This window comes from Ruegeria conchae (assembly GCF_000192475.1).
GTDB classification, from domain to species: domain Bacteria; phylum Pseudomonadota; class Alphaproteobacteria; order Rhodobacterales; family Rhodobacteraceae; genus Ruegeria; species Ruegeria conchae.
Genome location: NZ_AEYW01000006.1, coordinates 799945 through 822340, shown reverse-complemented (window position 1 = coordinate 822340; position 22396 = coordinate 799945). Strand labels below are relative to the sequence as shown.

Genomic DNA, 22396 nt, shown 5'->3' with positions numbered 1-22396 from the left:
CCCCGAGCCTGCCGTTATTTTCGCGCGACCATAATGCAATTGGTCGGCGGGGAAAACTGCTATCTGGTCAATGGTGGCTGCGCGGGCTAGGTCTTATGCAACGCATTTTTCAGGAGAATGATATGAGCAGTCTCATGCCCGTCCGTTTCACCCCTTTTGACCTTGATGCGATGGCGCAGGCCGAAGGGCGCGTGGCCATTCTCATTCCCGCCGATGGCAAGATGAGCCCCGCCGCGCGACGGGCCAATCGCTTGACCAAAGGTGGAATTGCGCGGCTGGTAGAAAGCGAGCGTTTCAGCAAAGTGAAATCGGGTGATGTAATCTCGCTCGCATGGCCGGCAGGAATGGAGGCCGAGGCGCTGGATATTTTGGTCCTGCCGCGCCGACCCGATTTCGACGAAGCACGAAAGGCCGGGGCTAATCTGGCAAAGCTATCTGCTGGTAAATCTGTGCTGGTCATGGCCGCCAACCACGCGCGAATCGAAGAGTTGGCTTTGGGCATGGTTCTGAGGGCCTACGATTTTGATGTCCACAAAACCAAGGAATCTGATCCGTTGGGCGAGATTGTCATCGGTCATTCAAAGCCCGAGGAGGCCGAGGCCACATTTGCGCCGCTCTATGCCGTCGCGGATGGGGTGCGCATGACACGGGATCTGACAAATGAACCCGCAAATGTGCTGACGACAACCGAATTCGCGGACAGGTTGGTCGAGATGGAATCGCTGGGCCTGAAGGTCGAGGTTCTGGAAGAAGACAAGTTGGCCGAACTGGGCATGCGCACGCTGCTGAGCGTCGGGCAGGGCTCAGTCACTCCCTCGAAAGTTGTGGTGATGCAGTGGGATGGTGGTGAAAAGGATGACGCGCCGCTGGCCTTGGTCGGCAAGGGTGTTGTGTTCGATACCGGGGGTATCTCGCTGAAGCCCGCGGGTGGCATGGAAGACATGACCATGGACATGGGCGGCGCGGGTGTTGTTGCCGGAACCATGCGTGCGCTGGCCAAGCGCAAGGCCAAGGCCAATGTCGTTGGGCTGGTCGGGTTGGTCGAGAACATGCCGTCGGGCAATGCTTCACGCCCCGGTGATGTCGTCAAATCGATGAAAGGCGACACTGTTGAGATCATCAACACCGACGCAGAGGGTCGTTTGGTTCTGTGCGACGTCATGTGGTACGCACAGGATCGGTTCCAGCCGGTGGGCATGATTGATCTGGCCACACTGACAGGCGCGGTCATCATTGGCCTTGGGCATGAGAATGCCGGTGTGTTCTCAAACAATGACACATTCTGCGATGCCTTCCTGAAATCGGCCAAGGCCGAGGATGAGGGCGCATGGCGGCTGCCCTTGGGCGAAGGCTATGACAAGCAGCTAAAATCACGCATTGCGGATATGAAGAACGTAGGGGGACGGCCAGCCGGTTCGATCACCGCAGCGCAATTCCTGCAGCGCTTTGTCAAGGAAGAGACACCTTGGATTCACCTCGATATCGCTGGTGTGGCCTCGGTGTCCTCCGAGACGTCTTACGCGCCCAAAGGGGCCACCGGCTGGGGCGTCCGCGCGCTAAGCCGGTTCGTGCAGGACAATTTCGAGTAAGCGCATGGGTGCCGTCTATTTCTACCACCTGACCCGTCAGCCATTGGAGCACACATTGCCTGTACTGCTCGACAAGGCACGGCAGGCCGGGTGGCGGATTGCCGTGCGGGGGGTGGACCCTGCGCGCATGGACTGGCTGGATGAAAAACTATGGCTGGGTCCCGAAGAGGGATTCCTGCCACATGCCCGCGAAGGCGGCGCGCATGACGCAGCGCAGCCGGTTCTGCTGACGACCGGACCAGAGGCCGCTAATGGCGCGACTTGCGTAATGGCCGTCGACGGCGCGCCGGTTGAGGCAGACGAAGTATCGGCCTTGGAGCGGGTCTGTATCTTGTTTGACGGAAATAACCCGGAGGCAGTTCAACATGCGCGAGGACAGTGGAAAGCCCTGACTGGGGCGGGGTGTTCGGCACAATATTGGTCCGAGGAATCCGGACGATGGGAGAAGAAGGCCGAGGCTTGATCGGTCGCTTATTTATTTTAGGAGATTTTAAATGGATATGAAGCCTTTGGGCCGTACCGGGATCATGGTGTCGGATTTATGTCTCGGCACGATGACCTTTGGTACTCAGACCTCGGAAGCCGAAGCGCACCGCCAGATGGATACGGCGCTTGCGGGTGGGATCAACTTCGTAGACGCGGCAGAGATGTATCCGGTGAATCCGATTTCGAAAGAGACAGTCGGACGGACCGAGGAAATACTGGGCAACTGGAATGCCGCAAATCGCTCGCGGCGTGGGGACTATGTGCTTGCCACAAAGCATTCTGGCGAAGGCTTCGTGCATGCGCGCAATGGGGCTCCGATCTCGAAAGAGACCATTCCCGAGGCGATTGAAGGCTCACTGCGCAGGTTGCAGACGGATTGCATCGACCTCTATCAGTTTCATTGGCCAAATCGCGGAAGTTACATGTTCCGGCAGAACTGGGACTATGCGCCCTTGGGGCACAACCGGGATGAGATCGTGGACGAGATGCGCGAGAGTCTGATTGCTCTGCAAGCGCAGGTGGACAAGGGCAATATCCGCGCCTTTGGTCTGTCGAACGAGAGCGCATGGGGGACGGCGCAATGGTTGCGAGCGTCCGATGAAGTCGGCGGCCCTCGGGTTGCGTCGATCCAGAACGAGTACTCTTTGCTCTGCCGGTTGTTCGATACGGATTTGGCTGAACTGTGCCTGCTGGAAGATGTTGGGTTGCTGTCATTTTCGCCCTTGGCGGCAGGTTTCCTGACCGGAAAATATCAAGGGGGTGCCGTGCCCGAGGGATCACGCATGGCGTTGGTCCCCAATATGGGCGGACGCAAAACGGATCGCGTGTTCGATGCTGTGGCGGCTTATCTGGATATCGCGCAGCGACACGGGTTGGACCCGATCCATATGTCCCTGGCCTGGTGTTGCAGCCGGCCGTTTATGGGATCGACAATATTCGGCGCGACGACAGTGGCGCAGTTAGAACATATTCTGGCGGGCAAGGATCTGAAGCTGTCCCCAGAGGTGTTGGTCGAGATCAGTGCAGCGCATCGGGCTTTCCCCATGCCGTATTGAAGGGCAAGGGGGGCTCTGCCCCCGTCGCCATTGGCGACTCCCCCGAGGTATTTCTGGCCAGATGAAGTTGGATCGCGTCAGTGATGGGTGGGTTGCGTACGGTCTTGTCTTAGGTCGCGGGCCGAAAGACCGTGCGCGGTACGGAAGGCGCGGGCGAAGCTGGATTGCGAGGCGAAGCCTGTTGCCAGGGCCACATCCATCAAGGGTATGTCGGTGTCGGTGACCAGACGGCGGGCCTCGGCGAGGCGCAATTGCAGGTAGTGGTCTTGCGGAGTTGTGTTGAGACGTAGGCGGAACTGTTGCTGTAAGGTGCGCGTGCTGGTGCCGAGCGTGTCGGCGATATGTGCCAGTGGCAAGGGTTCATCTAGGGATGATTCCATGAGCGAGTTCGCCTTGGCAGTCAGGGCAGTATGGCGATGCGGTGCACCGGTGCGGCTTTGCGGCTTTGAGGGTTCGGATGTGCCTTCGTAGAGGAACAGGCCCGAGACCCGGGCTGCAAATCCTGCACCATGGCGGGCGGCGATGATGTGCAGCATCATATCGATCGCCGGGACAGCACCGCCCGAGGTCAGGCGGTTTTCGGACACGGTGAACCGGTCGGGGCGTACATCGACATTGGGGAAGCGGGCGGAAAAATTCTCCAAGTCCTCCCAATGCGTCGTCGCAGCGTGACCATCCAGCAGTCCAGCTTCTGCCAGCAACCAGGGGCCGCCATCTATCCCGGCCATTGTGGCGCCAGTGGCGGCGATCCGGCGAAGACCGGCAAGCAAGCTGGGCGTTGCCTGGCGCGCAAGCTGGAAACCCGCGACGACAATCATTAGATCGCAGCCTTGCAGGCGTGCCAATGGGATGCCTTGTACATTCAGAGCGCTCGTCAACATGGCGGGCTCAGCAGTGGCGGTGACGTAGTCCCAGTCAAAAGCGGGCCGGTCTGCCAACCGATTGGCTGCGCGCATCGGGTCGACCGCAGCAGCAAAGCTGAGCGTGTTGCATTCGTCCATCACCAGCACCGCCGTTTTCAGGGCACGATGTTCAGGCTGGAGTATGTTTTTTGCGGATTTCATCAAGTCTGATTCGCATTCTGCCAAGTGGTTTCCCCAAGGCTGCGCCAGAGTTGGCGTTGACGCAAATCGGAATCCGGGGAGAAACCTGGGGAAAACCCACGGTAAAACCGGGTATAAGCTGGGGAAAACGCCATGCCTTTGGAAATGAACCGCGAAGTCTTTATCACATGTGCCGTGACTGGGTCGGGCGGAACCCAGGATCGCAGCCCTCATGTCCCGCGCTCACCCAAGCAAATCGCCGACAGTGCGATTGCTGCAGCCAAGGCCGGTGCGGCGGTGGTGCACTGCCATGTGCGCGATCCTGAGACGGGTGCACCGTCGCGCGATCTGGCGCTGTATCGTGAGGTGACGGACCGTATACGTGATGCTGAGGTTGATGCAGTGCTGAACCTGACGGCTGGCATGGGCGGGGACATGGTGTTCGGCGGGATCGAAAATCCGCTGCCATTGGCGGAGGCCGGAACCGATCTGGTTGGTGTCACTGAGCGTGTGGCACACGTGGCCGAGTGCTTGCCGGAAATCTGCACCTTAGACTGCGGCACGATGAACTTTGCCGAAGCCGACTATGTGATGACCAATACCCCCGGCGCCTTGCGCGCGATGGGGCAAATGATGACCGATCTGGGTGTGAAGCCCGAGATCGAGGCCTTTGATACCGGTCATCTGTGGTTTGCCAAACAACTGGTGAAAGAGGGTGTTCTGGAACCGAATGCGCTGGTGCAACTGTGCATGGGTGTGCCCTGGGGCGCGCCGGATGATCTGAACACCTTCATGGCGATGGTAAACAACGTGCCAGATGACTGGACGTTCAGTGCGTTTTCATTGGGTCGGAACGAGATGGCCTATGTGGCGGCATCGGTTCTGGCGGGTGGCAATGTGCGTGTCGGGTTGGAGGACAATCTGTGGCTCGAGAAGGGTGTATTGGCCGAGAACTGGCAGTTGGTCGAGCGTGCGGGCAGCATCATCGAAAACATGGGTGCGCGCGTGATCGGGCCGCAGGAAGTGCGTGAGAAACTGGGTCTGGTCAAGCGGGCACCGGCAGGAGTGGCGGGCTGAGGCCCGCACTACGAGTAAGGTCAAGCGATATGAAAAAGATTGCTGCAATCATTGGTGGCGGTGTGATCGGCGGCGGATGGGCTGCGCGGTTTCTCCTGAATGGCTGGGATGTTCGGGTGTTTGATCCGGATCCGGAGGCGGAACGCAAGATTGGCGAGGTGCTGGTCAATGCACGCCGCTCTCTGCCAGGCCTGAGCGATGTGCCCCTGCCGCCGGAGGGGGTGATGAGTTTCCATGATGAGATTGGCGACGCCGTGGACGGCGCCATGTGGATTCAGGAAAGCGTACCGGAGCGGCTCGACCTGAAACTGAAGGTTTACAAAAGTCTGCAGGAGGCATGTGACCCCGGTGCCATCATTGGGTCCTCGACAAGCGGGTTCAAACCGTCTGAGCTGCAGGAAGGTGCGTCGCGGCCCGAGCAAATCGTGGTCACGCATCCATTCAACCCGGTTTATCTGTTGCCGTTGATCGAACTTGTGCCGACTGACAAAAATACGCCTGAGATGGTCGCTAAGGCGAAGGAACTGCTGACCTCGGTCGGGTTCTTTCCGTTGCATGTCAAAAAAGAGATCGACGCGCATATCGCGGACCGTTTCCTTGAGGCCGTCTGGCGCGAGGCGCTGTGGCTGGTCAAGGACGGTATCGCAACAACCGAGGAGATCGACGAAGCCATCCGCATGGGGTTTGGCATCCGCTGGGCGCAGATGGGGCTGTTCGAAACCTATCGCGTGGCCGGTGGCGAAGCCGGGATGCGGCATTTCATGGCGCAGTTCGGCCCGGCGCTGAAATGGCCCTGGACCAAGCTGATGGATGTACCCGAGTTCACCGATGAATTGGTCGACATGATCGCGGAACAGTCGGATGCACAATCGGGCATGCACTCAATCCGTGAGTTGGAGCGCATTCGCGACAACAACCTTGTGGGCATGATGCGGGCGTTGAAGGCGCAGAACTACGGGGCCGGGGCGGTGTTGAACCAACATGACGCTGCGCTGAAACCGGGAGCCTTGCCGAACCTGGATCAAGCGGATCTGAGCCAGCCCATTCTGACGCTATCGCGCGCCGTGCCGCTGGATTGGACGGATTACAACGGCCATATGAACGAGGCCAAATACCTTGAAGCTTTTGCAGCCGCCACGGATCGGTTCATGGAGATAATCGGCTGCGACATGGAGTATATCTCCACTGGCGGCAGCTATTTCACCGCCGAGAACCACATCCGATATATGCAAGAGACCCATGCCGGTTCGCGGATCGAGTGCCGTACGCAGATGCTGTTGGGGCAGGGCAAGAAGCTGCATGTCTTCCACAGCATGTACGAAGGTGAGACGTTGTTGGCCACTGGCGAAAGCTTTTTGTTGCATGTCAGCCTTGAAACCCGCCGCCCCAGTCCGCCATCACCCGAAATCGAGGCTGCAATGGCGCGGATTGCTGAGGCGCAGGCCGGATTGCCTTATCCGGAAGGTGCGGGCGCTGCGATCCGCAAGCCTGCATGACCAGCCGGGTTCTGATTACTGCCGGCGCCTCGGGTGTCGGCCGCGCGATGGCGGAAGCGTTTGATGCTGCCGGGGCGCAGGTCTGGGTGGCGGATATTGACGTAGATGCGCTGGTAGAATGCCCATCAGACTGGAAGCAAAGCCTATTGGACGTTTCGGATGAAACCGCTGTTTCATCTACATTCAAAGAAGTTGAGGCCGCGTGGGGTGGGCTCGACGTGCTGTGCGCGAATGCAGGGGTCGCCGGGCCGACCGCTGCGGTTGAGGATGTGCCTCTAACTGATTGGCGTTCTTGCCTTTCAGTAAATCTGGAAGGGGCGTTTTTGTGTTCCAAATATGCTGCTCCAATAATGAAGCGGCAGAGGAGTGGTGCGATCCTAATCACGTCTTCGACTGCAGGCCAATACGGCTATCCCAACCGCGCACCTTATGCGGCGGCGAAATGGGGCATGGTGGGCTTGGGCAAAACGCTGGCGATGGAATTGGGGCCGCACGGAATCCGATGTAATGTAATCTGCCCCGGTTCAGTAGAAGGACCACGCATGGAGGGCGTGCTGCAACGCGAAGCCGTTGCAAAGGGCATGACCCGGGATCAGGTTTACAACGGTTACGCCTCGGGCACGTCCATGGGCCGCTTCGTCGAGGGGCGGGACATTGCAAACATGGCTGTATTTTTGGCGTCAGATGCGGCGCGGCTGGTGTCGGGTCAGGTGATCGCGGTGGATGGTCATACAGTCAATCCTGACCCGAAACTGTAGATCAGCCCTGATTGGGGCCGCGGATCTGGCGGATGGCGCTGCGGACGGCTTTCCAGTCCTGCGCCTCCTGCTGGTTTCCGGCGGCTTGGCTTTCGCGCATTTTCTGCGCAGCTTCGGCCTCGGCCCGATCTCCATGAGCCGTGTAAAGGGCACGTGCGTATTCTGCGGTTTTGAGTGCGTCCATTCCCGTCATCCTCCATCTCAGATCGGAATGTCTATGGGTTCGCGCCAAGTGACTATACAACAAGATATCCCTCAGGTCATGTCTGTGTAATTTCGGCACGCAATTGCTGCAAATGCGTTGGGAAATCACGGGCGGTCATCTCCGCCTCGCGCACAAGCCGATCGAAATGAAGAGTGAACACCTCAATCCGGTCGCGGTCGCGGAAGGCCATATAGTGGCTTCCAGCATAGAATACACATAGAAGCGGACCGAATATAGTGACCGGTGCAGAGTAAAGCCGTTTGGCATCAAATAGATAGATGCGAAGGCGGGGGTAGAGCTGTTTGCATAGGCTTAGCAGATGGTCGATCTGATCCAGCCGGACCTGCAGGGGCAGCCCCTCGTAGTATCCGGTGGCATGAGCAAAGCTGTGGAGCTCATAAAGCGGCATCGCAATTTCATAATCGGACTGTGCGCTACGCATCCAGGCCAGCCGGTCCGCCGAAGCGCCAATGGCTTGATCCGCAGTACGGCCCAAATGCGGAGCGTATTCCCATTCCAAAACTGCACGGGTCTTGAGCATGTCGGGCAGGGTGGCGGGGACATAACGTATTTTGTAGCCGGCGGCTTCTTGGTGCCATTCAAAGATTCGCTCATCTACAAGCGCTCGCGCGGCCTCAGTCAGCGTAAGGGAGCTGGCCAGCAATTCCGCAGCGCTTTCAGGTCGGTTGGAGAGGCCCAACAACCAGTCGGCGGATACCCCGAGCGCCGAGGCGCAGCTACCAACCACATGCGCATTAGGCAGGCGTGCGCCTGCTCCGGTCAGCAATTGTGAGACAGTTGATCGATCAACACCGATGCTACGTGCCAGCGCACTCTGACTGACGTCGCGATCTTGCATCGCCCTGGCCAGGCGCTGCCGGAACTGCGAGGCACGATCCCGTTTGTCGATTTTTTCAATCATATGGTGATTAATATCAGCTATGTTGTGAATTGTTAATCATATTCAGAATTCCCGACCCTTGGATGTGTCTGTAACGCTGGTGTTACAAAAACAAGAATGGGGTCTGGAATGGAAACGCGACGCAGGTCGGTCGTGAAAGCGCTGGTGTGGAATGCGATGGGACTCGCGATGATGACGCTGGTTGGTTTGATCGCTACAGGCTCGGCAGCGCTTGGGGGAATGGTTGCCCTGGTCAATACGGCCATTGGTCTGACGATGTACGTGATTTACGAACGCGTCTGGGCCGGGATTTCGTGGGGCCGCAATGGCTGATCCCACCACACCCAAATCGCCTGAGTGGGCGACATTCGCCCTGATCCTCGCGTGTTATTCCATTTGGCTTGGCGTGATCTTCTGGCTGGCTGATATGTCCCTTTGGCTGGCAATCCCAGTCATGGGGCTGGTGGCCGCTTTGCATTCCTCGCTGACCCATGAGGCGCTGCACGGGCATCCCTTTCGCCAGAAATGGCTAAATGAGGCGCTGATGGCACTGCCGCTGACCTTGTTCATTCCATACAATCGGTTTCGGGACCTGCATCTGGCGCATCACTGTGATGCGAACCTGACCGATCCTTACGATGACCCTGAGACCAACTATCTTGACCCGCAGGTCTGGGCGTCTCTGGCCGGTTGGCAGAGGAGGATGTATCAGGTGAACAATACTCTGCTTGGGCGGATGGTTCTGGGGCCTGCAATTGGGCAGATTGCGTTCCTGAGGGATGAAATACGAGGTGCATTGCGCGGGGATCGGGAGATTCTGTTGGCATGGGCGCTACATTTGCCCGGCGTTGCTGCGGTGCTTTGGATCGCCGCACTTTCGCAAATGCCGATTTGGGCCTTTGCCTTATCTGCATATATCGGGCTGGGTCTGGTCAAGATCCGCACATTCCTGGAGCATCGCGCCCATGAGAAATCCCGTGCCCGGACCGTGATTGTTGAAGACCGTGGCATCCTTGCATTTCTGTTTCTTAACAACAATCTGCACGTCGTCCATCATATGAATCCAGCCGCGCCGTGGTACCGTTTGCCGACACTCTACCGTGCAGGAAAAGAGCGCTATCTGGCTTGTAACGAGGCCTATGTATACCGTTCATATGCGCAGATATTTCGGGAATATTTCTGGCGCGCCAAGGATCCGGTGGCGCATCCGCTCTGGCCAAAGCCTTGATTTAACGACAGAAGGGAAACCATGAGTTTATGGATTCCCGTCACCATCGCAGCCGCATCGTTCCAGACGGTGCGGTTCATGCTGCAGAAATCGCTGAGCAGTGCGAAACTTACGGCTGCCGGGGCGACATTTGCACGATTTGCCTATTCGATGCCGTTGGCCTTGCTGGGGCTTATTATAGCCTTGGGCGCGACAGGGTACGAATTACCAGCGTTGACGACGAAGTTCTGGATCTTTGCGGTAATCGGCGGGACCTCGCAGATATTGGCCACGATCTGCGTGGTGGCGCTGTTCAAGCAGCGTAACTTTGCAGTTGGGATTACGTTCAAGAAAACCGAGGTTATTCAAACCGCTATCGTTGGGTTCCTCATCCTCGGCGATCAGGTGTCAACCGGGGCGCTTGGAGCAATTCTGCTTGGATTACTGGCCGTTCTGCTGCTGTCAAAAACACCCGGAGGCACCGGGGCTTGGTGGCAACATCTAACAAACAAAGCCTCGCGCCTTGGTCTGGGCTCAGGCGTATTGTTCGCCTTTTCCTCTGTCAGCTATCGTGGTGCTTCACTGCAACTGGGCGATATCGACGCGTGGTTCCGGGCACTGGTGACGCTGGCTGCGGTGGTCACGTTCCAGTTCCTCAGCATGTGGCTATGGCTGCTGTGGCGAGACCGGGCCGAGCTGCGCGCAGTGTGGGAAACCCGTCAGACCGGGATCTTCGTAGGTCTGACCAGCCTATGCGGTTCGTTCTGCTGGTTCTTTGCATTTACACTACAGAACGCGGCCTATGTGAAGGCGCTGGGTCAGATCGAACTGATCCTCAGCCTGTTCGCATCGCTGCTGTTTTTCCGCGAAACCATTACCCGGCGAGAGGTCGCCGGGATGACATTACTTGGCCTGTCGATACTGGCGCTTGTGCTGACGATCTAGCCAGCGCGACGCTCATCAAAGCTGAGCGCAATAAAGCTGGGTAGGTGATCGCCCATGCCCACAACTGCTGGCCCGCCATCTTCGCGACGACTACGGCCACGGGATTTCGGCTCACGCTCTTTACGGCTTTCGCTTTTCTTGCTTTCCGAGGTTTTGGCCTTTTTCTCGGGCTTCGGCGCGTCTGGCTTCGGCTCATCGGCCTTAACCGGATTGTCGATGCGCGGAATGTCTTTTTGGATCAGGCTTTCAATCGCGGCCAGAGCCTTTTCATCGCGGCCCGAGCAAATCGTGATTGCCTTGCCTTCGCGCCCGGCGCGACCAGTGCGGCCGATGCGGTGGACGTAATCCTCGGCATGGCCGGGAACGTCGAAGTTGAACACATGGCTGACCGAGGGGATATCCAGGCCCCGCGCCGCGACGTCTGATGCAACAAGCAACCGCAACGATCCATCGCGGAACCCGTCCAGTGTTTTCATTCGCTGCGACTGGTCTAGATCACCATGGATCGCGGCAGCGTTATAGCCGTATTTCTTCAGCGATTTGGCGCAAATATCTACATCTGTTTTGCGGTTGCAGAAGATAATAGCGTTGGTGCACTTTTCACCTTCGGAATCGATCAGAGCGCGCAGGGTTTTGCGTTTCTGGCTGGCCTCACGATCCCGGCGACCGCCTTTGAACATCACCACTCCCTGTTCGATGGTTTCCGAGGCAGTGGCCTGACGCGCAACTTCGACCCGGGTCGGTGCAGAAAGGAACGTGTCGGTGATCCGTTCGATCTCGGGCGCCATGGTGGCCGAGAAGAACAGGGTCTGGCGGGTAAATGGCGTTAGTGAAAAGATGCGTTCGATATCAGGGATGAAACCCATATCGAGCATCCGGTCGGCTTCGTCCACCACCATGATCTGAACGCCGGTCAGCAGCAGCTTGCCACGCTCGAAATGGTCCAGCAGACGGCCCGGAGTGGCGATCAACACGTCAACACCGCGATCGATCAGGGCATCTTGTTCCTTGAACGAAACGCCACCGATCAGCAGCGCTTTGGTCAGCTTAAGGTGCTTGGCGTAGGTGTCGAAATTTTCGGCCACCTGTGCCGCCAGTTCCCGAGTCGGGCACAGCACTAGCGAGCGAGGCATACGTGCGCGGGCACGCCCACGGGCCAACAGAGTGATCATCGGCAGGGTGAAGCTGGCGGTTTTGCCGGTGCCAGTCTGGGCGATCCCAAGAACATCGCGCCCTTCCAGTGCGGCTGGAATTGCGCCTTCCTGGATCGGGGTCGGAGTTTCGTATCCGGCTTCCTCAATGGCTTTGAGGACCTTCGGGTTCAGGTTCAGTTCGTTAAATTTTGTCATGTATGTCCGGTTCATGCGGACACTCGACCTGGCCCGCGCGTCAGAATATGCCGGGCCCGGATGGCCATGCGCCTCATGCGCGTTTCGGCTGTGGCGCGGGCATAACAAAAACGCGGGGCAGGGTCAAATGAAGTCGGCTTAACCTGTTCCATATCCGCCGATAACAGGGATTTCCGCAACAATTCAGATGCTTCCGGGAAAGTGTTTCGCGACTTTCCGGTCCAGGTCCAGCGGGCGGTGGCGCATCATGTCATTATCTTCAAGCCGTTCTAGAACCTCAGGGTCAGCGGCGCTGATTTCATCATAGAATTCCTTAAGACCATCTAGCCCGTATTCGGCTTCCAGAAGGGTGAACAATTCGAACCTGTCTAGCGCGCCGATCTTTCGCGGGCGATCCGGGCTGGCCTGGTACGAGCCGCGTTCAAGGCGGAAGCGGTAATGCGCCAGCCAATGCTCCCAATCCGGGGCGTGGCGGTGGCAGAGATCGATCTGCGGCAGCTCGGTTCTCACTGGCAGAAACTCACCGTGCTGATAGAGGTTGTGGATACGGTCGCTCAGTTTTTTCAAACCACCGCGCACGAACAGTTTGCCCTGAATGTGGCTCATGAAACCGGCCAGAACATAGGCGCCGAATTTTGGATAGAGCGATTCGACCAGCGCCTGTCTATTCTTTCCTTCGGGAATGAAGGCTTTGTAGAGGTCCTCGCCCCCCGCCAGAGCCTCTATCGGGCGGACGCGGACGGCGGGGGCGTCATCCGGAATTTGGCTCAGCAGATCTGGGATCGGGGACATCGGCCAAAGGAACTCGTCGACGTCGATATGCGCGACCCAGTCCAGATCGGTCCGATTATAGATCAAATTGGCATTCGACGATTGCCGGACCTGATGTTTGTCCGGCCTCTCACGACCGCGACGCTTCCAGAACGCCGCATCGCACGTGCGCACCCGGATCCGGGGGTGTTCGCGCAGGCCGGTGATGTCGCCTTGGACTGGCTCGTCCAGAAAGATGTAAATCCGGTCCGCGCCGATATCGAGGTGGTGGGCGGTAAAGCGCAGAATATCTTCACGCGGGGCGCGGATCGTGGACACAATCCCCCATGTGGTCTTTTCTGGATTGGCCGCGGAATCCGTCAGGTCATCATTTCCTTCGTCGCGGTCAGGTTCAGTGCTGGATAGTCACGAACCACCCGGTCAATATCCCATTGCAGACGCGTCAGATAGACGATGTCGCCGTCATGGTCATGCGCGATGTGCTGTTTGTTGGCGTTAACGAATTTGTCGACCTCGGGCTTGTCACCGCTGACCCAGCGGGCCGAGGTGAATTGAGACGCCTCAAACCGCACAGGGAGACCGTATTCCATCTCGATCCTACTGGCGAGCACTTCGAATTGCAGCGCACCGACAACCCCGACGATAAAGCCTGAGCCGATCGAGGGTTTAAAGACCTTGGCCGCGCCTTCCTCGGCAAACTGCATCAGGGCTTTTTCCAGATGCTTGGCTTTCATTGGATCGCCCGCGCGGACGGTTTGAAGCAGTTCCGGCGCGAAGGAGGGGATGCCGGTCACGCGGATCGCTTCGCCTTCGGTAAGCGTGTCACCGATGCGCAACTGGCCATGGTTGGGAATGCCGATGATATCACCGGCCCAAGCCTCTTCGGCCAATTCGCGGTCAGAAGCGAGGAACAGCACAGGGTTCGAGATTGCCATCGGCTTCTTTGATCGCACATGGGTCAGCTTCATGCCACGTTTGAAATGGCCCGACGCCATGCGAACAAAGGCCACCCGGTCGCGGTGCTTGGGGTCCATGTTGGCCTGTACCTTGAAAACAAAACCGGCGACCTTCTTCTCATCGGGTGCGATCTGACGCGGTTCTGCCGACTGAACCTGAGGCTGCGGGCCATAGGCGCCGATGCCCTCCATCAACTCTTTCACACCAAATGAGTTGATCGCCGAGCCGAACCAGATCGGGGTCATGTGTCCTTCCAACACCGCCTGTGGGTCGAGCTTTGGCAGCAATTCGCGCGCCATCTCAACCTCTTCCAGCAGCTTGTCGAGCAGTTCAGCCGGCACATGCTCGGCCAGCTTGGGGTCATCCAGCCCGTTGATCTGAATGCTCTCGGCCACCTTGTTCCGGTCGGCGCGGTCCATCAGCTCCAGCCGGTCGCGCAGCATGTCGTAGCAACCAATAAAATCGCGACCCACGCCAATGGGCCACGCGGCGGGAGTGACGTCTATGGCCAGCATCTCCTGAATTTCGTCGATGATCTCGAACGTATCGCGGCTTTCGCGGTCCATCTTGTTACAGAAGGTCAGGATCGGCAGATCGCGCAGGCGGCAGACCTCGAACAGTTTCTGCGTCTGGCTTTCCACACCTTTCGCACCGTCAATGACCATGACGGCGGCGTCTACGGCCGTCAGGGTGCGATAGGTATCTTCCGAGAAATCCGAGTGGCCGGGGGTGTCCACCAGATTGAACCGGAAATCCCCGTAGTCGAAGGACATCGCCGAGGCCGAGACCGAGATACCGCGATCTTTCTCCATCTGCATAAAGTCCGACCGCGTGCGCCGTGCCTCACCCTTGGCGCGCACCTGACCGGCCATTTGAATGGCCCCCCCATAAAGCAGGAACTTTTCCGTTAGCGTTGTCTTGCCCGCATCCGGGTGCGAGATAATGGCGAATGTCCGGCGACGGGCAATCTCGGGCGGCAGAGTGGGTTGGTTCGAGGTATCAAGCATAAACGCGCGTATAGGCGGGGAACCCTGCCGAGGCAAGACAAAGGGGGTGGTTCGAATCGTGGGGGTATGGCAATAGGAACATATAGTGAACAAAATATGGAGTGGACCAATGAATTTGAAAGAAATCGCAGACGAATTGGTTGCGGGTTGCAGAGAAAACCGAGCCAAAGAAAATCTGGACAAGCTTTACGCAGCGGATGCTGTCTCAGTCGAGGCTGCGGATGCAATGGGCATGGGCCGCGAAACTCATGGCCGTGACGCAATACGAGGCAAACATGAGTGGTGGGAAGGCGCGCACGAGGTTTCAGGCGCGTCGGTGAGTGATCCGTTCCCGCATGGCGAAGACCGCTTTGCCGTCATCTTCGAAGTTCAGGGCAAGGTGAAGGAGTCTGGTGAGAGCTTTGATATGCGCGAAGTAGCTGTTTATCACGTCGCGGACGGCAAGATCGTGCGGGAAGAGTTCTTCTATTGAGCCACTGATCCGTTTCTGGCCTTCCTTGTCGGGCCGATGCTAAATGAGGGCAAAGATAGGGAGGGTCAGAATGGATCTTGGAATTCGTGGAAAACGTGCGTTGGTTTGCGCCAGCAGCAAAGGTTTGGGTCTGGGCTGCGCTGAGGCGCTGGCCGAAGCCGGTGTCGACCTAGTGATGAACGCACGCGGGTCTGAGGCGCTGGAAGCCGAGGCAACACGTTTGCGGTCGTCATATGGCGTTGCCGTACAGACCGTCGCTTGTGACGTTACTATATCTGAAGGTCAGGCTGAGGTGACAAACGCCGCGCAGGGTGTTGATATCCTTGTTACAAACGCAGGTGGACCGCCTCCGGGGATGTGGTCTGATTGGGAACGCGACGACTTTATCAAAGCGCTGGATGCAAACATGCTGACACCGATTGCGTTCATGAAGGCTCTGCTTCCGGGAATGATGGATAAAGGCTGGGGCCGTGTGGTGAATATCACCTCACAATCCGTACGTGCACCGATCGCTGTTTTGGGTTTGTCAAATGCGGCGCGTACTGGTCTGACCGGATACGTGGCGGGCACTTCGCGTCAGGTGGCCCCGCATGGGGTAACAATTAACAATCTGTTGCCAGGAATCCATGCAACCGATCGGGCGGACGCACTGGATGGCGGCGTGTCGGCGCAGAAGGGGATCTCGATCGATGATGCACGGGCAGAGCGCGCCGCGACCATTCCAGCGCGCCGCTATGGAACGCGGGAAGAATTCGGGGCGACTTGCGCATTTTTATGTTCACAACATGCCGGTTTCATCGTCGGGCAGAATATTTTGCTGGATGGTGGGGGCACTAATCTGACGATGTAAGCATGGCGCAAAACTTTTCTCTGAAAGATCAACTCTTCAACGCTGAAAAAGTAAGCTATCTTGCGGGCTTGTTCGCGGAAGCTGACCCTCATTTCGACACAGGTGCACTCGAAGCACGAATAATGTCGCGATTGCTTGAGCTGGAATTGAAAGAGCGGATGGCCTGGATTGCAGAATGTTTGCAAGAAGCCGTTCCGGGTAATCTTCCAACGGTTGCCCCGGTCATTCTAGATGCGCTGCCACCGCCGCTTGATCCCGGCAAGAGTGATGATGACTTCGGCGATTTCATTTATGCGCCTCTGGGCGATTGGGTCTGCGCGATCGGGCTGGATCACCCTGAATTGTCGCTGGACGTCTTGGAAGAGCTTACGCAACGCTTTTCGATGGAATGGGCGATCCGCCCTTTCCTGAACCACCATCCAGAGAAAGTTTTTGAGCGTATGCAGATCTGGTGTTGCCATCCCAGCTATCACGTGCGCCGTCTGGTCAGCGAAGGGACAAGGCCACGCCTGCCTTGGGGGCAGGCTGTTGGCTTGGACGTCTCTGATCCCTTGCCGTTGCTTGACCAGCTGCATGGGGATCAGACGCGATATGTGACACGATCAGTCGCCAACCATCTGAATGATATCACCAAGAAAGACCCCGGTCTGGTGCTGGAACGACTGCGTAAGTGGGAGGAGGAACAGCAACAGGATCCGGAAGAGTTGCAGTGGATGACAGCGCACGCTTTGCGGGGTCTGGTAAAGTCTGGGCACCCGGGCGCGATGAGAGCTCTTGGGTATGATCCCGAAGCTGATATCGCGGTCGAAGTTCAGGTGAATGGTCCGGCTCGGATTGGTGAGGCGCTTGATTTCGAAGCGCGATTGAAGGGCGCGAGTGGACAGCCTGTTTTGATCGATTATATTGTACATTTTCAAAGGCCTGGGGGGAAGGTTTCACCTAAAGTTCACAAGTTGAAACAAACCAGTTTGGAAGAAGGACAATTGGTCGTCACAAAGCGCCACAAGCTCAAGGGCAACGCGACCACATTCAAACTGGTGCCCGGGCCACATCGGTTAGAGGTTCAGGTGAACGGGCGGGTGCGTACGGGCGTGGATTTCGAATTGCTGGGCTGAGCGCGGTCACGGTATCGTCAAATCGGGCGGTGGTGGATTGCACGGTTCGGCTTGCTGCATTAACTGCAGTGCAACCAGTGATAAAAGGAATGCCGCGATGAAGCATGAAGCTGTGCAGAACTACTATGGCGAAGTGCTGCAAGGCAGTGCGGATTTGCAAACGAATGCATGCTGTACCCCGGATGATATGCCGGATCACGTCAAGAAAATTCTATCGCAAATTCATAATGATGTGCTGACACGTTACTATGGGTGTGGGCTAATTGCTCCGCTGGATCTGGAAGGAATGCACATCCTTGATCTGGGCTGTGGCGCGGGGCGGGATGTGTATGCTCTGTCGGCGATGGTTGGTGAGAATGGCCGTGTTGTCGGCGTCGACATGACGCCGGAACAGTTGGATGTTGCGCGCTCTCAACAGGATTATCACGCTGAGGCATTTGGGCATTCCAAAAGCAATGTAGAGTTTCATCACGGTTTTATCGAAAAGCTGGATGAGTTGGACCTAGAACCGGGATCGTTCGATATCATTGTCTCGAACTGCGTAATCAATCTGGCGACTGACAAGGCTGCTGTACTGCGCGGGGCCCATCGTTTGCTGAAAAAAGGCGGTGAGATGTATTTCTCGGACGTCTATGCTGACCGTCGGGTGCCCAAAGCCATGGCCGAAGACGAGGTGCTGTATGGTGAGTGCTTGTCGGGGGCGCTCTATTGGAATGACTTCCTGTCGATGTCGCGCGCTGCCGGGTTTGGTGATCCGCGTAGGGTCACGCATCGTCCTTTGACGATCGAGAACTCCGCTCTGGAGGAAAGGGTGGCACCGCTCAGCTTTATTTCGGCCACATACCGTCTGTTCAAGCTGCCCGAGCTTGAGCCGGCTTGCGAAGACTACGGTCAGGCTGTGATCTACAAGGGCACAGTGCCGCATGCGCCGCATGAATTTGTGCTGGATGATCACCACACGATTGAGACTGGCAAAGTGTTCCCGGTCTGTGGCAATACATGGATGATGATGCAAGACACTCGTTTTGCACGACATTTCGAATTCATCGGCGATTTCTCAACCCACTATGGGATCTTCGAAGGATGCGGCGGTGATAGCCCGTTTGTTGTACAGGGCGAAGCTGCGTCAACTGGGTGTTGCTGATCCCTTGCGCCTGAAGGTCGGGGTTGCTATCCCCGCCTAAGCCCGATGGAATTGATCGGGAAAGGCAACGGGGTCCATCGGTGACAGTGACGACAACTCCTCCTCGATTGGAAATCCGCAATCTGGTTGCGCGCTTTGCTGGGCGGACGGTTGTGGATGATGTGTCCTTGACCGTTCAGGCAGGGCAGGTGACCTGTCTGCTGGGGCCGTCGGGTTGTGGCAAGTCAACCACCTTGCGCATGATCGCTGGCGTCGAGATGCAGACCTCGGGCGAGATTTATGTCGATGGCAAATTGATCTGCGACACTGTGTTTCGAGTGCCCCCAGAGCGGCGCGAGATTGGCCTGATGTTTCAGGATTTTGCCCTGTTTCCGCACCTCAGCGTGGCAGACAACGTCGCGTTTGGCCTGAAGGGCAGCAAAGAGCAGAAGCGCGCGCGGGTTGAAGAATTGCTGACCAAAGTCGATTTGATGCGGTTTATTGATGGATTTCCGCATCAGTTGTCGGGAGGGGAGCAACAGCGTGTGGCTTTGGCGCGGGCGCTTGCACCACGTCCACGGATCATGCTGATGGATGAGCCGTTTTCGGGCCTCGATAACCGTCTACGAGATGGTATTCGGGATGAGACGCTGGCAGTCCTTAAGGAAGAGGATGCTGCCGTTCTGTTGGTCACGCATGAGCCGGACGAGGCGATGCGGATGGCCGATGAGATCGCGCTGATGCGGCGCGGCAAGATTGTGCAGCAAGGGGCGCCGTACAATGTCTATACCCGACCTGCAGACAAGGCTGCAGTCGCGTTCTTTAGTGATGTCAATGTGTTGAAGTCGCAAGTTAATGGTGCTTTGGCGCATACTCCGTTTGGTCGTTTTCTCGCGCCAGGTGTGCCGGACGCAACCGATGTTGAAATCGTGTTCCGGCCCCAGCATGTCAAACTGGATTTCGACCGCAATGGCAAAGGGCCTGCGCCAACACCTACAGACGGTGTTGCAGCCCGAGGTGTGGTTGAGCGTGCTCGATTTCTGGGAAATGAAAGCCTTGTCGAGTTTCGAATGGACTACGATGGCTCGATCCTGAAGGCGACGGTTCCGAACGTCTTTGTACCTAAAGAGGGCCGAGTCATGTGGCTGACCATTCGCCGCGACCGGTGTTTTGTGTTCCCGGCCTGACGCTCAAATCCTGCATTTTCATCCAAGTGGTGCGTGAAAGCCTCAGATTGCGCATGTGCATTGCTTGTCGCAGCGCTGAGGCGGGTCTATCAAGGGCAAAACGAGGGGTGGACCGGGCATGCGAATTCTTCTGACCAATGATGACGGCATCAATGCGCCGGGACTGATTGTGCTTGAAGCGATCGCGGCTGAACTGGCTGGCCCCGAAGGCGAGGTTTGGGTGGTCGCACCTGCTTTTGAGCAATCGGGCGTCGGTCATTGTATCAGCTATACCCACCCGATGATGGTGGCCAAACTGGGTGAGCGTCGCTTTGCCGCCGAAGGGTCTCCCGCGGATTGCGTTTTGGCCGGCCTGCACGACGTGATGAAAGACGCTCCGCCCGATCTGGTGTTGTCCGGGGTGAACCGGGGCAATAACTCGGCTGAAAACACCTTGTATTCCGGTACGATCGGTGGGGCGATGGAGGCGGCCCTGCAGGGTCGCCCTGCGATTGCCTTGTCACAGTATTTTGGCCCGCGCAATTTGGGGCTGGAAGATCCGTTTGAGGCAGCAGCCCGTTACGGAGCGGGGCTTGTTCGGCGCATTTTGGATGCCACCCCGCCAGAATCGGGTGATTACCGACTGTTCTACAACGTAAATTTTCCACCGGTCCCCGCCGATGAAGTGCTGGGTGCCCGGGTAGCACCGCAGGGATTCCGCCGGGATACGCATTTCTCGGTCGAACCCCACAGCTCTCCGTCGGGGCGGCGGTTCCTGTGGATCAAGGGCGGATATCAGCACAACCCAACTGCTCCGGGTACGGATGCCGCCGTTAACCTTGAAGGGTATATCTCGGTGACACCGATGCGAGCCGATCTGACCGCCCACGACACACTTGAGGCGTTGAAGGTCATCGAATGACAGGACCTAGCGCTGAAACCATCATGCAGTTCCTATTTGCGCTGCGTTCGCGCGGGGTCACTGATGCGCGCGTTCTGGCCGCAATGGAGCAAATCGACAGGGGGCAGTTTGTGAGGGGCCTGTTTGCCCAGCGGGCCTATGAGGACACACCATTGCCGATTGCCTGTGGTCAGACCATCAGCCAACCTTCGGTTGTGGGTCTGATGACGCAAGCTTTGCAAGTGCGCCCGCGGGACACGGTTCTAGAGGTGGGCACTGGATCGGGTTATCAGGCGGCGATTCTGTCCAAACTGGCGCGCCGGGTTTATACTGTCGAACGCCATAAACGGCTGGTGCGTGAAACCGGTGAGCTGTTTCGTGAGTTGGGGCTGACAAATGTGACGGCGATGCTCTCGGATGGTTCTTTTGGATTATCCGAACAGGCACCGTTCGACCGTATCATTGTAACCGCTGCCGCCGAAGATCCTCCGGGGCCACTCTTGGCGCAGTTGAAAATCGGCGGTATCATGGTGTTACCCGTGGGCCAGTCGGATGCGGTGCAGACCCTGATCCGGGTCACGCGTACCGAGACCGGTCTGGATTACGACGAATTGTTGCCGGTCCGTTTTGTGCCTCTGCTTGAGGGGCTGGGAAAAGACGGAGCGTAAAGGTATATTAAAAGGCGCCGGAACCCCGGAGAACAGGGGCAGGTGTTGAGGACAGAAAAATGAGAGCAGTTTCCAATTCAGCAATGCGCCGTTGTGTAACGGGCGTGGCCGTGCTGGCAATTCTGGCCGGGTGTGAAGGACCGTTCGACTATGACTTGCGCGGGAATGTTGGCGGGTTTTCTACGACAGATGCCGCTCTAGCAGCCACCGCCAGCCGACCGTCACCGGATGCACGGGGGGTGATAACCTATCCAAACTATCAAGTGGCAGTGGCCCGTAGGGGTGATACGGTTGGTGATGTCGCTGCCCGTATCGGCATGCCAGTCGCCGAACTGGCGCGATTTAATGGTTTGCAGCCGAATGACTCTCTACGGGACGGTGAAGTGCTTGCACTGCCGCGTTCAGTCGGTGCTTCGAGTGGTGTTGATATTGCAACCATAGCTGGGACTGCGATTGATGACGCACCCGATACTGGTTCGGTTCAGACATCCACCCTGCAACCTGCGCAACCCACCGCGACCCCGGCGCCTGCTGCATCCGGGCCAGAGCCCATTCGGCATAAGGTAAAACGCGGCGAAACCGCTTATACGATCTCGCGTCTCTATCAGGTGTCTGTGGAATCGCTTGCCGAATGGAACGGGTTGGGATCGGACTTTACCGTGCGTGAGGACCAGTATCTGCTGATCCCCGTCAAGGATCAGGCAGCGCCGCGCGCTGCCGCACCAGCAGCAACCGCGACGGCTGTGACACAGCCGGGAGAGGGCTCTCCGACGCCGACACCGCCAAGCGCGACACAGCCATTGCCGGATGAGAAGGTTGCCGCTGCAACACCCGCACCAGATGTAACTGCCGAAGCCCCTACGAATTCAGGCAGTTCAGCATTGGCAGCGCCTGTGAACGGGACGATCATTCGCACTTATGCCAAAGGCAAGAACGAAGGGATCGACATTGCGGCGTCTCCAGGTGCTTCTGTAACGGCGGCCGAGGCGGGCACAGTTGCGGCGATCACGGAAGACGCCGATCAGGTTCCGATCATTGTGGTCAAGCACAACAATGATTTACTGACCGTCTATGCCAATGTCGACAATATCACCGTGAAGAAGGGTGACAGGGTGCGACGGGGTCAGAAAATCGCCGCGCTGCGTGGTGGCGACAATGCCTATGTGCATTTTGAGGTGCGTCAGGGGTTCGAGTCGGTTGATCCTGAGCCCTATCTTAAGTGACCTGAATGGCCCGTTCCGGGCCATGCCTCCGG

The 22396-nt window shown here is 57.7% G+C and carries 23 protein-coding genes; 17 read left to right on the top strand and 6 right to left on the bottom strand.

The features are described from left to right. Positions 1-122: 122 nt before the first annotated feature. The 3 genes from G7G_RS0108610 to G7G_RS0108600 are packed head-to-tail and all read left to right on the top strand — an operon-like array spanning position 123 to position 3130. Entirely contained in the window at positions 123-1589 is a 1467-nt protein-coding gene (locus tag G7G_RS0108610) for a leucyl aminopeptidase (RefSeq protein ID WP_010440430.1), read from the top strand. A 4-nt stretch (positions 1590-1593) separates the two neighbouring features. After that, a complete protein-coding gene (locus G7G_RS0108605) occupies positions 1594-2052 on the top strand; it encodes a DNA polymerase III subunit chi (RefSeq protein ID WP_010440428.1) in 459 nt (152 codons plus the stop codon). A 31-nt stretch (positions 2053-2083) separates the two neighbouring features. Continuing rightward, a complete protein-coding gene (locus tag G7G_RS0108600; RefSeq protein WP_010440427.1) occupies positions 2084-3130 on the top strand; it encodes an aldo/keto reductase in 1047 nt (348 codons plus the stop codon). A gap of 77 nt (positions 3131-3207) precedes the next feature. Here G7G_RS0108600 and G7G_RS0108595 read toward each other — a convergent pair whose 3' ends face one another. Continuing rightward, on the bottom strand, positions 3208-4194 hold the full coding sequence (locus G7G_RS0108595; protein ID WP_029621848.1) for a GlxA family transcriptional regulator: 987 nt from the start codon (positions 4192-4194) through the stop codon (positions 3208-3210). Positions 4195-4326: 132 nt separating this feature from the next. Between G7G_RS0108595 and bcoG the strand changes: the two genes are divergently transcribed. From bcoG to G7G_RS0108580, 3 genes are read left to right on the top strand one after another with little or no spacing between them, the layout of a single operon-like run. Continuing rightward, a complete protein-coding gene (gene bcoG / locus G7G_RS0108590; RefSeq protein ID WP_010440423.1) occupies positions 4327-5250 on the top strand; it encodes a 3-dehydrocarnitine:acetyl-CoA trimethylamine transferase BcoG in 924 nt (307 codons plus the stop codon). 29 nt (positions 5251-5279) lie between these two features. Next, positions 5280-6746 carry a carnitine 3-dehydrogenase gene (locus G7G_RS0108585; RefSeq protein ID WP_010440421.1) on the top strand — a complete coding sequence of 489 codons (1467 nt, stop codon included), beginning with the start codon at positions 5280-5282 and terminating at the stop codon, positions 6744-6746. Continuing rightward, on the top strand, positions 6743-7504 hold the full coding sequence (locus G7G_RS0108580; protein WP_010440420.1) for an SDR family oxidoreductase: 762 nt from the start codon (positions 6743-6745) through the stop codon (positions 7502-7504). Before G7G_RS0108585 ends, G7G_RS0108580 begins: the two co-directional genes overlap by 4 nt. A gap of 1 nt (position 7505) precedes the next feature. Here the strand turns inward: G7G_RS0108580 and G7G_RS0108575 are convergent, their stop codons facing one another. Both G7G_RS0108575 and G7G_RS0108570 read right to left on the bottom strand, forming a co-directional pair. Next, positions 7506-7688: a hypothetical protein gene (locus tag G7G_RS0108575; RefSeq protein ID WP_010440418.1), complete on the bottom strand. Its 183-nt coding sequence runs from the start codon at positions 7686-7688 to the stop codon at positions 7506-7508. A 76-nt stretch (positions 7689-7764) separates the two neighbouring features. Next, positions 7765-8631, bottom strand: coding sequence for a helix-turn-helix domain-containing protein (locus tag G7G_RS0108570; RefSeq protein ID WP_010440414.1), 867 nt, complete (start codon positions 8629-8631; stop codon positions 7765-7767). A gap of 108 nt (positions 8632-8739) precedes the next feature. Here G7G_RS0108570 and G7G_RS0108565 point away from each other — a divergent pair, with 108 nt between their 5' ends. Genes G7G_RS0108565 through G7G_RS0108555 form a run of 3 tightly spaced genes read left to right on the top strand, consistent with a single transcriptional unit; the run spans position 8740 to position 10762 of the window. Next, complete coding sequence (locus G7G_RS0108565; RefSeq protein ID WP_010440411.1) at positions 8740-8943, top strand: DUF2061 domain-containing protein; 204 nt, start codon at positions 8740-8742, stop codon at positions 8941-8943. Beyond that, positions 8936-9838 carry a fatty acid desaturase gene (locus G7G_RS0108560; protein ID WP_010440409.1) on the top strand — a complete coding sequence of 301 codons (903 nt, stop codon included), beginning with the start codon at positions 8936-8938 and terminating at the stop codon, positions 9836-9838. Before G7G_RS0108565 ends, G7G_RS0108560 begins: the two co-directional genes overlap by 8 nt. A 21-nt stretch (positions 9839-9859) precedes the next feature. Continuing rightward, the gene (locus tag G7G_RS0108555) at positions 9860-10762 is read left to right on the top strand and encodes an EamA family transporter (protein ID WP_010440406.1); all 903 of its coding nucleotides are present in this window, start codon (positions 9860-9862) and stop codon (positions 10760-10762) included. On the opposite strand, the gene G7G_RS0108550 is transcribed toward G7G_RS0108555, so the two are convergent. The 3 genes from G7G_RS0108550 to G7G_RS0108540 form a co-directional block, all read right to left on the bottom strand. After that, positions 10759-12111, bottom strand: a complete 1353-nt coding sequence (locus G7G_RS0108550) for a DEAD/DEAH box helicase (protein ID WP_029621847.1) — start codon at positions 12109-12111, stop codon at positions 10759-10761. The genes G7G_RS0108555 and G7G_RS0108550 overlap by 4 nt on opposite strands. 183 nt (positions 12112-12294) lie before the next feature. Continuing rightward, complete coding sequence (locus G7G_RS0108545) at positions 12295-13200, bottom strand: glycosyltransferase family 2 protein (RefSeq protein ID WP_010440402.1); 906 nt, start codon at positions 13198-13200, stop codon at positions 12295-12297. A 41-nt stretch (positions 13201-13241) separates the two neighbouring features. Next, positions 13242-14846 (bottom strand): peptide chain release factor 3, encoded by a 1605-nt coding sequence (locus G7G_RS0108540; protein WP_010440399.1) that lies wholly within the window; start codon positions 14844-14846, stop codon positions 13242-13244. A 109-nt stretch (positions 14847-14955) separates the two neighbouring features. Here G7G_RS0108540 and G7G_RS0108535 point away from each other — a divergent pair, with 109 nt between their 5' ends. The 8 genes from G7G_RS0108535 to G7G_RS0108500 all read left to right on the top strand — a co-directional run bounded on the left by G7G_RS0108535 (position 14956) and on the right by G7G_RS0108500 (position 22364). Continuing rightward, complete coding sequence (locus G7G_RS0108535; protein ID WP_010440398.1) at positions 14956-15318, top strand: SnoaL-like domain-containing protein; 363 nt, start codon at positions 14956-14958, stop codon at positions 15316-15318. A 70-nt stretch (positions 15319-15388) separates the two neighbouring features. Next, positions 15389-16168 (top strand): SDR family oxidoreductase, encoded by a 780-nt coding sequence (locus G7G_RS0108530; protein ID WP_010440396.1) that lies wholly within the window; start codon positions 15389-15391, stop codon positions 16166-16168. 2 nt (positions 16169-16170) lie between these two features. Then, the gene (locus G7G_RS0108525; RefSeq protein ID WP_010440394.1) at positions 16171-17283 is read left to right on the top strand and encodes a hypothetical protein; all 1113 of its coding nucleotides are present in this window, start codon (positions 16171-16173) and stop codon (positions 17281-17283) included. Between the two features lie 97 nt (positions 17284-17380). After that, positions 17381-18427 carry a methyltransferase domain-containing protein gene (locus tag G7G_RS0108520; RefSeq protein WP_010440392.1) on the top strand — a complete coding sequence of 349 codons (1047 nt, stop codon included), beginning with the start codon at positions 17381-17383 and terminating at the stop codon, positions 18425-18427. Positions 18428-18507: 80 nt separating this feature from the next. Then, on the top strand, positions 18508-19593 hold the full coding sequence (locus G7G_RS0108515) for an ABC transporter ATP-binding protein (protein WP_029621845.1): 1086 nt from the start codon (positions 18508-18510) through the stop codon (positions 19591-19593). A 118-nt stretch (positions 19594-19711) separates the two neighbouring features. Then, complete coding sequence (gene surE / locus G7G_RS0108510) at positions 19712-20494, top strand: 5'/3'-nucleotidase SurE (RefSeq protein WP_010440388.1); 783 nt, start codon at positions 19712-19714, stop codon at positions 20492-20494. Beyond that, entirely contained in the window at positions 20491-21141 is a 651-nt protein-coding gene (locus G7G_RS0108505) for a protein-L-isoaspartate(D-aspartate) O-methyltransferase (RefSeq protein WP_010440386.1), read from the top strand. Before surE ends, G7G_RS0108505 begins: the two co-directional genes overlap by 4 nt. 59 nt (positions 21142-21200) lie before the next feature. Further along, positions 21201-22364 (top strand): peptidoglycan DD-metalloendopeptidase family protein, encoded by a 1164-nt coding sequence (locus G7G_RS0108500; protein WP_010440384.1) that lies wholly within the window; start codon positions 21201-21203, stop codon positions 22362-22364. Positions 22365-22396: the final 32 nt, after the last annotated feature.